The sequence below is a fragment of the Streptomyces sp. Isolate_45 genome (assembly GCF_024721315.2).
GTDB lineage: Bacteria > Actinomycetota > Actinomycetes > Streptomycetales > Streptomycetaceae > Streptomyces.
On the sequence record NZ_JANFAK020000034.1, the window covers coordinates 26730 to 41640 of the forward strand.

12 protein-coding genes are annotated in these 14911 nt (G+C 73.0%); 6 read left to right on the top strand and 6 right to left on the bottom strand.

What is annotated here, in order from left to right; translation table 11 throughout:
- The first annotated feature begins 158 nt into the window (after nt 1–158).
- Nucleotides 159–716, top strand: a complete 558-nt coding sequence (locus NOD94_RS13885) for a PadR family transcriptional regulator (protein WP_281206196.1) — start codon at nt 159–161, stop codon at nt 714–716.
- An 82-nt stretch (nt 717–798) separates the two neighbouring features.
- On the top strand, nt 799–2523 hold the full coding sequence (locus tag NOD94_RS13890; protein ID WP_281206197.1) for an acyl-CoA dehydrogenase family protein: 1725 nt from the start codon (nt 799–801) through the stop codon (nt 2521–2523).
- A gap of 80 nt (nt 2524–2603) precedes the next feature.
- Here the strand turns inward: NOD94_RS13890 and NOD94_RS13895 are convergent, their stop codons facing one another.
- The 3 genes from NOD94_RS13895 to NOD94_RS13905 form a co-directional block, all read right to left on the bottom strand.
- Entirely contained in the window at nt 2604–3959 is a 1356-nt protein-coding gene (locus tag NOD94_RS13895) for a radical SAM protein (RefSeq protein ID WP_281206198.1), read from the bottom strand.
- A gap of 71 nt (nt 3960–4030) precedes the next feature.
- On the bottom strand, nt 4031–4633 hold the full coding sequence (locus NOD94_RS13900; protein WP_281206234.1) for a TetR family transcriptional regulator: 603 nt from the start codon (nt 4631–4633) through the stop codon (nt 4031–4033).
- 208 nt (nt 4634–4841) lie between these two features.
- Nucleotides 4842–5582: a VanZ family protein gene (locus NOD94_RS13905; protein WP_281206199.1), complete on the bottom strand. Its 741-nt coding sequence runs from the start codon at nt 5580–5582 to the stop codon at nt 4842–4844.
- A gap of 129 nt (nt 5583–5711) precedes the next feature.
- Between NOD94_RS13905 and NOD94_RS13910 the strand changes: the two genes are divergently transcribed.
- Nucleotides 5712–6398, top strand: coding sequence for a DUF4230 domain-containing protein (locus tag NOD94_RS13910; protein WP_281206200.1), 687 nt, complete (start codon nt 5712–5714; stop codon nt 6396–6398).
- Here the strand turns inward: NOD94_RS13910 and NOD94_RS13915 are convergent.
- On the bottom strand, nt 6389–7858 hold the full coding sequence (locus NOD94_RS13915; RefSeq protein ID WP_281206201.1) for an amidase: 1470 nt from the start codon (nt 7856–7858) through the stop codon (nt 6389–6391). The genes NOD94_RS13910 and NOD94_RS13915 overlap by 10 nt on opposite strands.
- Nucleotides 7859–8106: 248 nt before the next feature.
- On the opposite strand from NOD94_RS13915, the gene NOD94_RS13920 reads away from it, so the two are divergent.
- The 3 genes from NOD94_RS13920 (at nt 8107) to NOD94_RS13930 (ending at nt 12062) form a co-directional block, all read left to right on the top strand.
- Nucleotides 8107–9945 carry a glycoside hydrolase family 15 protein gene (locus NOD94_RS13920; protein WP_281206202.1) on the top strand — a complete coding sequence of 613 codons (1839 nt, stop codon included), beginning with the start codon at nt 8107–8109 and terminating at the stop codon, nt 9943–9945.
- Between the two features lie 331 nt (nt 9946–10276).
- The gene (locus NOD94_RS13925) at nt 10277–10870 is read left to right on the top strand and encodes a toxin-antitoxin system, toxin component (RefSeq protein ID WP_281206203.1); all 594 of its coding nucleotides are present in this window, start codon (nt 10277–10279) and stop codon (nt 10868–10870) included.
- 1 nt (nt 10871) lies between these two features.
- Nucleotides 10872–12062 (top strand): DUF6545 domain-containing protein, encoded by a 1191-nt coding sequence (locus NOD94_RS13930; RefSeq protein WP_281206204.1) that lies wholly within the window; start codon nt 10872–10874, stop codon nt 12060–12062.
- 72 nt (nt 12063–12134) lie between these two features.
- Here the strand turns inward: NOD94_RS13930 and NOD94_RS13935 are convergent, their stop codons facing one another.
- Together NOD94_RS13935 and NOD94_RS13940 are read right to left on the bottom strand one after the other, a co-directional pair.
- A complete protein-coding gene (locus NOD94_RS13935) occupies nt 12135–12971 on the bottom strand; it encodes a class I SAM-dependent methyltransferase (RefSeq protein ID WP_281206205.1) in 837 nt (278 codons plus the stop codon).
- 195 nt (nt 12972–13166) lie between these two features.
- A complete protein-coding gene (locus NOD94_RS13940) occupies nt 13167–14807 on the bottom strand; it encodes a D-alanyl-D-alanine carboxypeptidase (protein ID WP_281206206.1) in 1641 nt (546 codons plus the stop codon).
- Between the last annotated feature and the right edge of the window lie 104 nt (nt 14808–14911).

Genomic DNA, 14911 nt, shown 5'->3' on the forward strand with positions numbered 1-14911 from the left:
CACTGCCGCCGACCGCTGACCGGTCGGCGCGGTTTTCCTCCGACTCCCCCTTCGAGGCCCCCGCCGGCGTACCGGCGGGGGCCTCGTCGTCGTGAGTCGTGTCTCACCCGGGCGCCGACGCTTGTATGTGCAACGAGTTGCATAGAAAGATTCGGGGCATGGCCCTTGAGCACGCGATCCTCGTCTCCCTGCTGGAGCAGCCGGGCTCCGGCTACGAGCTGGCCCGCCGCTTCGACCGGTCCATCGGATACTTCTGGACCGCGACGCACCAGCAGATCTACCGCGTGCTCAAGCGCATGGAGGCCGACGGCTGGATCGACGTCCGGGAGGTGCCCCAGCAGGGCCGTCCGGACAAGAAGGAGCACTCCGTCGCCGAGGCCGGCCGCGCCGCCCTCTCCGCCTGGCTCTGCGAGCCGATCCAGCCCGACAGCGTCCGGCACGAACTCGCCGTCAAGATCCGCGGGGCGGCCTTCGACGACGACCCCGCCACCCTGATCCGCGAGGTCGAACGGCACCACCTCGCGCACGCCGACCGGCTCACGCACTACCTCGCCGGTGAACGGCGCGACTTCACCGGCCCGGACGCCCCCGCCGGATCCGACGCGGGCCGCGAGCTCCAGCACGTGGTGCTCCGCGGCGGCATCGCCTACGAGCGGATGCAGCTCGCCTGGCTGGAGGACGTACTGGCCACGCTCCACCGGCTCGCCGAGCACTGAACCCCGCCCGGCCCCGGAGGCCGCCGGGAGCGGCCGCCGGCCCCGCCCCGACACCATCCCCCGACCCGAAAGGCGCACACCGATGACCGACCCGCTGCTGTTCAACCCGCGGACCTACGACCCCGCGCACTTCGACCCCGAGACCCGCCGGCTGTTGCGCGCCACCGTCGACTGGTTCGAGGACCGCGGCAAGCGCCGGCTGATCGAGGACTACCGCACCCGTGCCTGGCTGGGCGACTTCCTGGCCTTCTCCGCGAAGGAGGGCCTCTTCGCGACCTTCCTGACGCCGGCGTCCGCCGCCGGCCCGCAGGAGGGCGACAAGCGCTGGGACACCGCGCGGATCGCCGCCCTCAACGAGATCTTCGGTTTCTACGGCCTCGACTACTGGTACGCGTGGCAGGTGACCATCCTCGGTCTCGGCCCGGTCTGGCAGAGCGACAACGCCGCCGCCCACGAGCGTGCCGCCGAACTCCTCTCCGAGGGCGAGGTGTTCGCCTTCGGCCTGTCCGAGAAGACCCACGGCGCCGACATCTACTCCACCGACATGCTGCTGACGCCGCAGGGCGACGGAGGCTTCCTGGCCACCGGGTCCAAGTACTACATCGGCAACGGCAACGCCGCCGGTCTCGTCTCCGTCTTCGGCCGCCGCACCGACGTGGAGGGCCCCGACGGTTACGTGTTCTTCGCCGCCGACAGCCGCCACCCGGCGTACCGGCTCGTGAAGAACGTCGTCGACTCCTCCAAGTACGTCAGCGAGTTCCGGCTGGAGGACTACCCGGTCACCGCCGCCGACGTCCTGCACACCGGCCGCGCCGCCTTCGACGCCGCCCTGAACACCGTCAACGTCGGCAAGTTCAACCTCTGCACGGCTTCGATCGGCATCTGCGAGCACGCGATGTACGAGGCCGTCACCCACGCGCAGAACCGCGTCCTCTACGGCCGTCCCGTCACCGCCTTCCCGCACGTGCGCAGGGAGCTGGCCGACGCCTACGTCCGCCTCGTCGGCATGAAGCTGTTCAGCGACCGCGCCGTCGACTACTTCCGCTCCGCCGGCCCCGACGACCGCCGCTACCTCCTCTTCAACCCGATGACGAAGATGAAGGTGACCACGGAGGGCGAGAAGGTCATCGACCTGATGTGGGACGTCATCGCGGCCAAGGGCTTCGAGAAGGACACCTACTTCGCACAGGCCGCCGTCGAGATCCGCGGCCTGCCGAAGCTGGAGGGCACGGTCCACGTCAACCTCGCCCTGATCCTGAAGTTCATGCGCAACCACCTGCTGGAGCCGGCCGAGTACGCGCCCGTCCCGACCCGCCTCGACGCGGCCGACGACGACTTCCTCTTCCGTCAGGGCCCGGCCCGCGGCCTCGGCTCCGTACGCTTCCACGACTGGCGTCCCGCCTTCGACGCGTACGCCGCCCTGCCGAACGTCGGCCGCTTCCGCGAGCAGGCCGACGCCCTGTGCGCGTTCGTCACGACCGCCGCGCCCGACGAGGCGCAGAGCCGTGACCTCGACCTCCTCCTGGCCGTGGGCCAGCTGTTCGCCCTGGTCGTCCACGGCCAGCTGATCCTGGAGCAGGCCCGCCTGACGGGCCTGGACGAGGACGTGCTCGACGAGCTGTTCGCCGTACTCGTGCGGGACTTCTCCGCGCACGCCGTCGAACTGCACGGCAAGGACTCCGCCACCCCGGAACAGCAGGCCTGGGCACTCGGAGCGGTCCGCCGCCCCGTCGTCGACGCCGACCGCTCGGGCCGCGTCTGGGCGCGGGTCGAGGCGCTGGCCGGTGCGTACGAGATGAAGCCGTAGCGGGCCCCGGGTCCGGCCCGGCGGCCGGACCCGATCCCGGCCCGGCCCCGTCGTCACGCGCGACGGGGCCGGACCGGCCGTCAGGCCTGGTCGCCCTCCAGCCCCTCCAGGCTGTCCATGAACGAGCTGACGGAGAACACCGCGCGGCCGGGGCCGGCCGGGCCGTAGCCGGGAGGGGAGCTCAGGCCGAACTCCTCCAGCGTCGCCCGGTAGGTCTCCAGCAGCCGGATGTGGTATTCGAGCGGCGCGCCGAGCGGGTTGGCCTTGCCGAGCGGCGTCGTCGGCTCCGGGCACCAGGTGGTGAAGCGCGGCACGACGCCGTGCGACATGAAGTACCGCAGGCCCTCACGGGTCGACTCGATCGCCTCGCCGACCTTGGTGAAGCCGAACGGCTCGGCCATCTCGATGCCCGCGACGAAGTTGGGGATCACGTTGCGCGGCCCGAACACCTCGGTGGACTCCAGGATCCGGCGGTGCCATTCGTCGCGGCCGACGTAGCGCTCCTTGCCCGGGCAGTGCAGCTCGAACAGCCGTCGGTCCCACACCTCGAAGTTGGGGTGGTAGATGCGGATGCCGTAGTCGTGGAAGCGCTGCACGTCGTCGCGGGGCAGGGCCTGGGCGACGACCTTGCCGGTCCACCGCCCGGGGAAGCGCTCCTCGATGGCCTTCGCGTAGTGGCCGTAGAAGTCGGCCTCGTCACGGCCGGCGACCTTGGAGGTGATCGAGCCTCCCGTGAGGGTGTAGGCCTTGGACGCGCCGGTCGTGTCGTACCGGTCGATGATCTCCAGGGCCTCCAGCACCTCCTCGACCGGCTTCACACCGGTGTACGGGCGACCCGCCGCCTTGTGCTGGCGCCAGTTGTGGTTGATGTCGCAGAACTGGCACTCCTCCTTGGCGCCGAAGTACTGGCACACCCGGAACACCGTCAGGTAGATGAGGTAGCCCCACTGGATGGTCGGCGCGACCTCCATCACCGACTTGCCGTTCGACAGCTTGTGCCGGTAGTACTCCGGCATCGGGGGCAGGCCGACGTCCGCGATCCGCGCGCCGTCCAGGTACAGGCCCAGCGTGCCGTCGTCGCCGCCGCGCACCACGTACGGGGAGTCCGGGTTGACCCGTACGGAGACGACGGTGCGGCGCAGTTCGTACGGCCCGCCGGTGAGGACGATCTCCTCGGGCGGGCGGTTGAGCGCGGCGGCCCCCAGCTCGGGCAGCGTGCGGTGGTCGAAGGAGAAGATGAAGTACGACTTCGGTTTGACGTCGCCGCTGCCCCCGTCGGCGGTGCCGCTGAGCGCGGACTCGTCGAAGGCCATGCCGCCGCGCAGCAGGTCTTCCTTGATCACGGCTTCCCGGGGCACGTGGGGGAAACGGCCCATCAGGTCCTCGACCAGTGCGGTGCGGCGAGTGCCGTCCGTGCCGTCTGCGTGCTGCTTCATTTCCGACTCCTCCAAGATCGCGCGCCGGGGCGCACGGGTGTGACGGCGGGCGCCGTGCCCGTCGGCACGGTTCAGTTCGTCCGGACGTCCAGTGCCTGGGCCATCATCGCGAAGGCGCGCTCGGCCACTGCGGCCGGGTCCTGCCGAGACTCGTCGCCGTCGCCGGCGCCGGCGCTCCACCGGTGCAGTGCCGTGTCGAAGGCGGTCATCGCCATGCCGGCGGCCAGCCGCGGGTAGAGGTCGGTCTCGACGTCGAGCTCCAGGCGGCGCGCCAGCTCCGCGGCCAGGTTGTCGCGCCAATCGGCCTGCCGCTCCAGGAAGCGGGCGCGCAGGGCCGGGGTGCGCAGGATGAGCCGCACCACCGGCAGCGCGCGGTCGGGGTGGTCGCCGCAGGCGCCCAGGGGGACCGAGACGGCCTGCCACAGCGCCACCGAGGGCCGCTCCCCGGGCGGGCGGGCCGCGAGCTCGGCTGCGATGCCCGTGCCCATGTCGGCCAGGAACTGGACGACCACGTCCTCCTTGGACGCGAAGTAGCGGAAGAACGTCCGCTTCGAGACGCCGGCCGTGGTCGCGATCTCGTCGATGGTGACCACGTCGAACCCCTTCAACGCCAGCAACCGGAGCGCCGCTTCGGTCAGCTCGTTCGACACGAGCCGACGTTTGCGCTGAGCCATCGAGAGGGCGGGGTGGGCGATCACCGGCCCATCGTAACGCGATGCCTCGGGGGGCACTCGGGCGCGTCCTGGCATCGAGTGTCAATGTCAGCAGCTCGTGCCGCATGGCATCCCGGCAGCGCTGGACCGCTGAACAGATCCCGGACACGAACTCCACCGGCGGCCGACCGGGAGGCCGGCCGCCGCCTGCGGGAGCTGTCGGAAGGGCTCACGGACGTGCGGTTCGCGTGCGCGGCTTCCGCTTGGTCCACCGGTCGACCAGACTTCGCGCACCGGTGCGGGTGTCGACCGGCGCCGAGCGGGTGTCGGTACGGGGGAGCGTCTTGGTGTCGACGTCGACGGCCGCGGCCGGCCGGTCGGGGGTCGGCCGCCGCTCCGCGACCGGGCGCGGCCCCCGCTGCCACCAGTGGTGACGGCGAGGGTGGACGGCGCGGCCCATGCGGCGACCGAGGAAGAGGTAACCGAGCAGGGCTCCCGTGGTGTTGAGGATGACGTCGTCCACGTCGAAGGCCCGCCCCGTGACGAGCGCCCCCTGGATCAGCTCGACGAGCGTCATCACCACGGCGGTCGTCAGCGCGACCCGGAGCAGCCCCCGGGCCTGCGGCAGCAGCACGGGCAGCAGCACGCCGAACGGGACGCCCAGCAGGATGTTGCCGCCGAGCTGCTTCGCGGCGTCCTTGACGGACGCCCCCTCCAGATAGGCCTCGATCGACGCACCCGGGTGGACGTTGCTGTGCACGAGGGCCGCGGAGGCCGCCGACGGCTCCAGGGTGACGCGGGCCAGGGCGATGCTGAAGAGGACCGTCCCCACGAAGGCGCCCAGCATCGCCAGGACGCGCACCGCCGGATGGGCGGGCGGTCGCCGCGGCTCCGTCGGGACCGGCGTCGGCGGCCGTCTGCGCTGCCAGGCCCGGCGACGGGGCTCGGCGGAGTTCTCGGACTCGTGCATGGTCACTCCTCGGGAACCGTTCGGTTGCTGGCGGGCCGTGTACCCCGCCGCGGGGCGTCCACGCCGCTCCGCGCCGAGCGGTGCCATCGTGATGTGGATGACCATGAACTGACGGGGCATCCGGTCCGCATGGAGACCAAAGCGAACGATCCCGCGCCGTCCGCCGGACCGGACGCGCGACGCAGACGCCGCCGCCGGGCGGTGCGGGCCGCGGTAGCCCTGGCGGCCGTCGCCGTCCTGCTCCTGGTCGCCGGGCGGCTCCTCCAGCTGCCCGGCCTCGGTGACCTCTTCGGAACCCGGACCCATGACCGGACCGGTCCGGCCGTACTCACCTCCCTGCGCGACATGAGCCGGCTGGAGGGGGCGGCGGGCGACTACCAGGTCGTGGTGGACCTGGAGCGCGACGCGCCCTTCCTCCCCGACGCGGTCCGCGGCACGCGCACCCTGTACGTCGGCGCCGGCTCCGTCTCCGCCTACGTGGAACTGGGCGGGCTCGACGAACGGGCCGTCACCGTCGACGCGGACCGGACGGGCGTCACGCTGAAACTGCCCCACGCCGCCCTAGGGACCCCGGCGCTGGACCCGAACCGTTCGTACGCCGTGTCCAAACAGCGGGGGTTGCTGGACCGGCTCGGCGACCTGTTCTCGGACAACCCGTCGGGAGAGCAGGCCGTTCAGAAGCTCGCGGTCCAGCGCATCGACGAGGCGGCCCGCGCCGGTGGCCTCACCCAACGGGCCGAACGGAACACCACGGCGATACTGGAGGGCCTGCTGCGCTCGCTCGGCTTCGAAAGGATCTCCGTCTCCTACGCGTGAGCGCCGCCGGCCGGGGCCCCGCCCGGAGTTCGACGGCCCCTGCCGGGGCCGATCGGGTCGATCGGGGTGAGGACGCCGAGGCGGTCCTCGACCGCCTGCGCCGCCTCCAGGCACAGGTCCTCCCGGAAGGCGCGCCCCACGATCTGAACGCCGCAGGGCAGCCCGTCCGTGACACCGGTCGGCACGGCCACGGCCGGGACCCCCACGAAGCTGGTCACGGTGCACAACCGCATCCCCGCCGCGACCCGGTCCCGGCCCGCCACGTCGCGGGACTCCAGGCCCGGCTCGACGGGCGGCTCGGTGAACGAGGGCCCCAGCAGCAGGGGGTGGGCGTCGAGGAACTCCGCCCAGGAGCGCCGGATGTTCATCCAGGTACCCATCAGCCGCACGAGTTCCTCGGCGTTCGCGGGCGGGGTCCGTTCCATGGCCATCGCGATGTACCGGTCCCCGCCCTCGCCGAGCAGCGTGCGCACCCCCGGCCAGGACGGGGCGAACTCCGTCATGGTGATCCGGCCGTAGGCGTCGAGGGCCTCCTCCAGTCGCGGTACGTCGGCCACCTCGCGCACGTCGTACCCGGCGTCCCGGAGCGCGCCGGCGGCGGCCTCCACGGCGGACCGGACCGCCGGATGCACGCCGAGCCCACCGGGATCCGTCACCACGGCCACCTTCACCGGGCCCGGCAGGGCGCCGCCGCGCAGCGGTACCGGTACGGCCCGGGGGTCGCGCGGATCGGTGCCGGCCAGCACCTCGAACGCCAGCCGCAGGTCGGCCACCCTCCGGGCCAGCGGGCCGTCGGTGACCAGCATCTGGGAGGCCGGTCCGGGGTCGTCGGTGCCGAGGACGCGATGGTCCGCCGGGAACCGCCCCGCGGTCGGCTTCAGCCCCGCCACACCGCAGAACTGGGCCGGAACGCGGATCGAGCCGCCGGAGTCGTTGCCGAGGCCGAGGGCGGCCATGCCCGTGGCGACGGCGACGGCGTCGCCCCCGCTGCTGCCGCCCGGGGTCACGGAGGCGTCCCACGGGTTGACGGTGTCGCCGAACAGCTCGCTGCGGGTGTGCATCCCGGCCAGGATCAGGGTGGGTACGTTCGAGTGCCCGATCGGGACGGCCCCGGCGGCCCGCAGCCGGGCCACGGGCGGGGCGTCGGCGGCCGCCACCAGCCCGCGGAAGCGGGGGACGCCGAAGGTGGTGGGCACCCCTTCGACCGGGGTGCTCTCCTTGACCGTGAAGGGCACCCCCGCGAGCGGCCCGAGCACCTCACCGGCGGCCCGCGCGCGGTCGGTGCGCGCCGCGGCGGCACGGGCCCGATCGGCGATGAGCCGGGTGACCGCGTTCACCGCGGGGTTGACCGCGGCGATGCGCTCCAGGTGGCTCTCGACGAGCTCGACGGCCGATACCTCCCCCCTCCGCACGGCCGCCGACTGCCTGCCGGCCGACATCTTCCACAGGGCGTCACCCATGACCCGTACCCGTCTTCCCGTACTCGTTCCGATGCGGTTGCATCGGTACTGTATCCCGCGGACCGATGCGAGCGCATCGGAATAAGGGGGGCGCGCGGCGCCCCGCGCCCCTCCCGCGCGGCCCGGTGCCGCTTCTCACCCGGAGGGCCCACCCTGATGGACCGGCCGGAGGGCGCGCAGCAGGGTGGAGGTGGGCCACCTCCCGCCCCTGCCGGGCCGGGCGGCTTCCACAGCCGAGGAGACTGCCGATGCGCCGCTACCCGCCGATCGCCGAACACGGCCTGATCGGAGACCTCCAGACCTGCGCGCTCGTCTCCTCCGACGGCGTACTGGACTGGTTCTGCTCGCCGCGCTTCGACTCGCCCAGCATCTTCGCCGGTCTCCTGGACCACGACCGGGGCGGCTACTTCGCGATCACCGCCGACGCCCCCGACATCACCACCCGCCAGCTCTACCTGGCCGACACCGCGATCCTCATCACCCGGTTCCTCACCGCCGACGGCGTCGGCGAGGTCATCGACTTCATGCCCGTCACCGGGGAGCACACCGTCACCGACCACCACCAGGTGGTCCGCGTCATGCGGGTGGTGCGCGGCGCCGTGCGCTTCGCCCTGGAGTGCCGCCCCCGCTTCGACTACGGCCGTTCCGCCCACACCCTGGACCTGGACCTGGACGGCGCCCCCGCCGCCCGGTTCATGGGCCCGGACGTCACCGCGTACCTCCAGGCCGTCGGCCCGGTACCGCTGGAGGCCGACGGGAACGACGTGCGCGCGTACGTCACCCTGGCCGCGGGCGAACGGGCCGCGGTCGTCCTGACGGTCCGCGACGCCGGCGGCGACGCCCCCGCGCAACCGACCGTGGAAGGCGCGACCGAGGCGTTCACCGCGGTGCACGCCTTCTGGCACGACTGGATCGGCCGGTGCACCTACCGCGGCCGCTGGCAGCAGATCGTCAACCGCTCCGCCATCACCCTCAAACTCCTCACCTACGCCCCCACCGGAGCCCCCATCGCCGCCGCCACCATGGGCCTGCCCGAGCAGGAGGGCGGCGAGCGCAACTGGGACTACCGCTACACCTGGGTCCGCGACGCCTCCCTGTCGGTGCGGGCCATGCGCGACCTCGGCTTCACGGAGGAGGCCGACGCGTTCCGGAACTGGCTCGGACAGCGGTTCTACGACGGAGGGACACCCAACGGAGAACCGCTCCAGATCATGTATCGCGTCGACGGCGACCCCCACCTCGGCGAGGAGATCCTCGGTCACCTGGAGGGCTGGCGCGGCTCGGCCCCGGTGCGGGTGGGAAACGGCGCGGCCACCCAACTCCAACTGGACATCTACGGCGAGGCGGTCTACGCCATCGCCCAGGTCGACCAGGTCACCCACGCGATCGGCTACGAGGGCTGGAAGCGCTTCGCGGACCTGCTGGACTGGCTGTGCGAGAACTGGGACCGGGCCGACGAGGGCATTTGGGAGACCCGCGGTGGTCGGCAGCACTTCACCTACAGCCGCCTCATGTGCTGGGTCGCCTTCGACCGGGGCATCCGCCAGGCCATGGCCAACGCCCGCCCGGCCGACCTGCCCCGCTGGACCGCCGCCCGCGACGCCATCCTGGAGCAGATCATGACCCGCGGCTGGAGCGCGGAGCGCGGGGCGTTCGTCCAGCACTACGACACCACCGTCCTGGACGCGTCCCTGCTGCTGATGCCCCTGGTCGGTTTCATCGCCCCCACGGACCCCCGCTGGATCGCCACCCTGGAGGCCATGGACGCCGAACTCGTCGCCGACAGCCTCGTCTACCGCTACAACCCGGAGGCTTCCCCCGACGGCCTGCGCGGCACCGAGGGCACCTTCTCCCTGTGCAGCTTCCTGTACGTGTACGCCCTCGCCCGGTCCGGCCGCCCGGAGCAGGCCCGTTACGCCTTCGACAAGATGCTCACCTACGCCAACCACGTCGGTCTCTTCGCCGAGGAGATCGGCCCCACGGGCGAGCAACTCGGCAACTTCCCGCAGGCCTTCACCCACCTCGCTCTGATCACCGCCGCCCTCGCCCTCGACGTCGAGCTCGACGAGGCGGCCGGACGCGGCTGAGGGCCGCTCGGCGGGATAACCGGAAGGACAGGCGATTTCCTGCCATCGTGCGGCGGTCCCGGCCGGACAATCGTGGATCTCCCGCCCCGTCTGTGGCACTCTCGGGAAGCCGCAGGGTGCGAGCCGTGTTTCGTCGTCCCATCACGCCGGGGCGCCTTCGGCGCCGACCGTCGCCGGGCCGGGGACCGGTGGCCGAAGGCCCCTCCACAACAGCCGGGGCGACCGCACGGATGGCCGTAACCCGCCCCACGTCGAGGGGCTCGCGGAGTGCGCTGTCCGTGCCGGTCGGGGAGCGTCACAGGTTCGTGGAACAGCGTCACAGGGGGAACTGGTGTTCAAGCAACGGGAGATGCGGCAGTCGATCGGTGCCATGGTCAAGGCGATCGACCACTTGGAAGCCCCCGCGGAGGGCGAGGCGATCTGCCGCGCGCTCTGCGAGGCCATGGGCGACCGCCGCGGCCGCAAGATCGAATTCCGGACGACCTCCTTCCCGCCCGGCACGGCGAGCGGACTCGCGCTCGACCTCGGGACGAGGGACCTCATCGTCGTCGAGGAGCGGACCGTACCCGAGCACCGGCTCATCATCACCGGACACGAACTCCGTCACCTGGAACTGGGCCACTGCCACCAGCACGTCACCGAGGGCGCCGTGGCCGCCCGCCTGCTACACCACGACACCGAGCTCCAGGGCGTCGTCTCGTCGGTCCTGGCCATCGCGGGGCGCCAGAGCCCCGCCCTCCTCGGACAGGACGGCACGGCGGCGAGGAAGCACGAGCGGGAGGAGCAGGCCGCGGAGCGGTACGGGCTCGAACTGGCCCACGCCGTACGGCACCTGCTGCGCGAACCCCTGCCCCATCGTCTCGACCGGGGCACGACCTCCGGCAGGATCGAGGCCGCCCTAGGTCACCACGTCGAACGGGGCTGATGTGTCGGACCTGGGCTTCCAGCTGCCCGCGGTCATCGGCTTCCTCGCGGCCCTGGGCAGGCTTCCCGGCCTGCTGCGCAACCCGCACGACCCCCTGCTCCGGGCCGTCGTCGCGTTCCTGCTGACCACCAGCGGCGCCTTCTTCCTCGGCGCGGTCCCGATGCTCGCGAAGGTCAACGCGGCCACGGGCGTACCCAACTTCGCGGTCCCCCTCGGCCACGCCATGCTGATGGCGTCCTCCGGGACCGGCATCGTGCTGATCATCAACTGGCGCGGTGGGCCACCCGAGTCGATCCGGCGGGCCACGCACAGGGCCCTCGGCTGCTACGGCGCGGTCGGACTCGCCCTGGTCGGGCTCTTCCTACTGGGGGAGGCCCCCGTCGAACGGCTGCGGGACTTCGACACCCACTACGCGACCACCCCGTACCTCCGCGAGATGACCCTGCTCCTCCTCGCCGCCCACACCGCGGCCGCGCTGGTCATGTACTCCCTGTGCCGGCGCTGGCTGCGCGAGGTCACCGGGGAACTCCGCGTGGGCCTCGCCCTCATGGTCACCGGCCACTGGTGCACCGTCGGTCACGCCGTGTGCACGTTCGCCGCCGTGGCCGCCCGGTGGGCGGGAACGGACTGCGACTTCCTGAGCACCCACGCGGCCCGCCCGCTGGGCCGGGCCGCCTCCTCCCTCGTCATCTGCGGGTTCGTCCTGCCGCTCCTCGTACAGCGCTTCGCGGGGCCCTGGCGGGACTGGTCGGGCTACCGCCGTCTGGGCCCCCTCGCCCGGTTGCTCACCGGACTGACATCCGCCACCACCACGGTCAGGATGCCCCTGTTCTCCTGCCTCGGAGTGCGCCGCCTCCAGCGCGAATCGAACATCCACGACGGATTGCTCACCCTCAACCCCTACTTCGACCTCGCGCTGCGGGCCGCCGCGCTCGACGCGGCCCTCGCCGGGGGAGCCGACGCCGGGGACGCGGCGGCGGTCGCGGACGCGGCCATGGTGACCGCCGCGGTACGGGCGCTAAGGGCCGACCCCGAGCGCTGCGTCATCGCCCACACCCGGGCCCTCCAGGACGATCCGGGAGGCTGCCGCGACCTCGTCCGGACCTCCCGGGCACTGTCCCGCCTCCCCGCCGCCGCGCGCCCGGGCCTGCGCGTCGGGGGCGGGCCCGCGGTCGACGGGTGCACGCCCTGAGACGGGTGCACCCCCTTGGGAACGGTGCACCCCCTTGGGAACGGTGCACCCCCTGACCGGTCGGCCCGCCGGTCAGCCCGGCCGGTGGCCCCAGGCCGTGATCAGCCCGGGGGAGAGGTCCGCGCAGTCGGGGGAGTCGAGGTACCGGACCGCCGCCTCGATCGCCGCGTCGTCCACCAGCCCCGTCGCGGTCATCGCCGCCCTGGCCCGGTCCCAGGTATCGGCCCAGAACCCGCTGATCGGGCTGCCGGGAACCAGCGGCGGTACGTGGACCTCCGCGGCCACCCCGGTCAGCCCGGCGGTGCGCAGCAACTCCGGATAGCGCGGGGTCCAGGAGACATCGGTGCCGATGCTCTCCCGCAGCCCCTGCCACATGGCCCGCATGGCCCGCGTGTACGGGGTCGTGGGCGCGTCCGCGCTCGTCAGGTCGACGGCGTCCCCGAGGACCAGGACCCCGCCCGGGACGAGCAGGTGCCCGAGACGGTCGATCAGGCGCTCCCGCTCGGTGAGGTGCATCAGCACGAAGCGGGCGTGGACCAGCCGGAACCGACCGGGGTCGAACCCCGGGTCGAGGACGTCCGCCTCCAGGAGGTCGAGTCCGGGCTCGGGGCGGGCGGCCAGGAAACGGACGTCACGGTCGACGGCCAGCACGCGCGTGACACCGGCCTCCCGTAGGAGCCGCCGGGCCACGCTGCCGGTCCCCGCGCCCAGTTCGAGGCAGTTCCAGCCGGGCCCCGCACCCAGCGCACGGAGCCGGGCGAGGGTGACGTCGTCGTAGGTGAGGGCGCCGAGGTCGATGCGCTCGTCCTCGCCGGCCCGCCCCGGCGGGAACGCCTCCGTACCGTAGCGGCCGGGCGCGCCCCGGCCGGTCGCCGCTCCGTCACCGGACCGGCCGGCATGTGTGGACACGGACGGATCACCGCCTCCCGGGGGTCGCGCGGGCCGTGCGGCGGGCCCGGTGCGCGGGGCGCCGCGCTCGCGGGAACCGCTCGCGGGACCAGCCCTCCCAGTATCGCCGGATCGGCGCGCGGAGGCCCGCCGCCGACCGCCGCGGGCAGGGGCGGGCCGCGCGGGCAGGCGCGGGCTCCGGGGCCCGGAGCCGGGTCACCCCTCCTGGAGGTAGGCGGCGATCATCGCGATGTCGTTGGCGACGCTCAGGATCCCGCTCGGGTCGGGCGTCGGCGTCGCGCCCCCGGTGACACCCGCGTAGAACACGTCGAAGCGGCCGTCACCCCGATCCAGGTACCCGGCGATGGTCATCGCACCCACGCCCAGCCGGTCGTTGAGGGCGTCGTACCCGACGGCGGCCCCGGTCTTGGCGAACACCTTGCCGCGGGCCGGGCAGTCCCGGCAGTTGGTCGCGAGCAGCCCGTCGACGCCGAGGATCGGCAGCGCCTCCCGGAAGCGCCGCGCGTCCGGCGTACCCATCCAGTACGTCAACATCTGGATCTCCGCCCGCGGCGTCGCCCGGTCCACGGGGTTCCCGCCCCGGCCGTCGAGGAGCTGCACCTGCTCGCGGTCCACGCCCGCCCCGTCGAGGAACCGGGCCAGGACCGGGAAGCCGTCCATGCAGGCGTGGCTGCCGGTCTCGACCGCCATCAAACAGATCCCGAGGTTGGCGCCCAGGTTGTGGCTGACCTTCAGGATGAGCTCGGCGTAGTCCGCGTAGGGCGGCGAGGTGTACACGGCCACCCGCGGGCTTCCCTCGTAGGTCCGGGGCAGCTCGGCCACCGGGTTGGGCCCGGCCGGATCCGCCGTGACCAGTACCCCCGCCCGCCCGAGCGCCTCGATCAGCGCGCCGCGCCCGAACGCCGCCGGGTCGGTGACGGGCGACACCCGCAGCACCGGGGCGGCGCCCACCGCGATCGTGCCGGTCAACCGGATCCGGGTGCCGTTCTCGGAGGCCGTCACGTTGATGGAGCCCGTCTCGCCCGCCGCGATCGTCTTCACCGTCGACGTCACCCGGTACGGGGCGACCTTCGGCCGCCAGTCCAGTCGGGCGGGCGCGTCCGGGCGGTCCCCCGGGGTGGTCAGCAGGTCGATCAGGTTGTCGTTGATGATCATCGGGGTCGGCGTGGGGTCGAGGGTCGGATCCGGTGCGAAGAGCCGACTGTCGACGACGACGTCGCCGTCGACCCGGGTGATGCCCGAAGCCCGCACCTGCCGGGCCAGCCGGTCGATCCCGGCGAGGGGGTCCTCCGGGGTGAGGGTCGCGCCGGGGACGTCGTTGGCGTAGGTGTGGTCGAGGTCGGTGAACGCCACCGTGCCGTCCGGGCGGGTCCTGCCGCCCATCGTCAGGTCGCCCTGGGCGACCAGGGCCAGGTTCCCGTCCAGCGTGGAGCCGTCGCGCTCACCGACCGCGTGGACGGGCGTCTCGAAGCGGTGCCCGGCCCCCAGGGTCTTCCACGGCCCGGACACGCTGAACAGCTTGGCCGTGGAGCCCGGGATGAAGACCTGCTCCGGGAACATGCTGCGCACCACGCGGCCGCTGTCCGGTTCGACCTGGAGGAGACCCCACTGCGCGTTGCGGTACTCCGGCTTGCGCATGATCTCCGTGATCCGCGGGTCGAGCGGCTCCTGGCCGGCCGTCGCGGACGGCGAAGGGGTCGGGCCCGGTGGGGTCGGTCCCGACGCCACACCCGAGGTCAGGGCGGCGAGCAGCAGCGCCGAGCAGCCGGCGCCCACCCGCCACCGCAGGGACCGGGGGCCCGTACCCCGGGGTCGGGAGTCTTTTCCTCGCACCACGGCACGCCCCGTTCGTCTCGACGGACTCCGGCAGCACCTCCCGGCCGCACCGACCCCCGGGATCAGACCAGCGTGGCACGCCCACCCGCGACGCGCACGCCGCC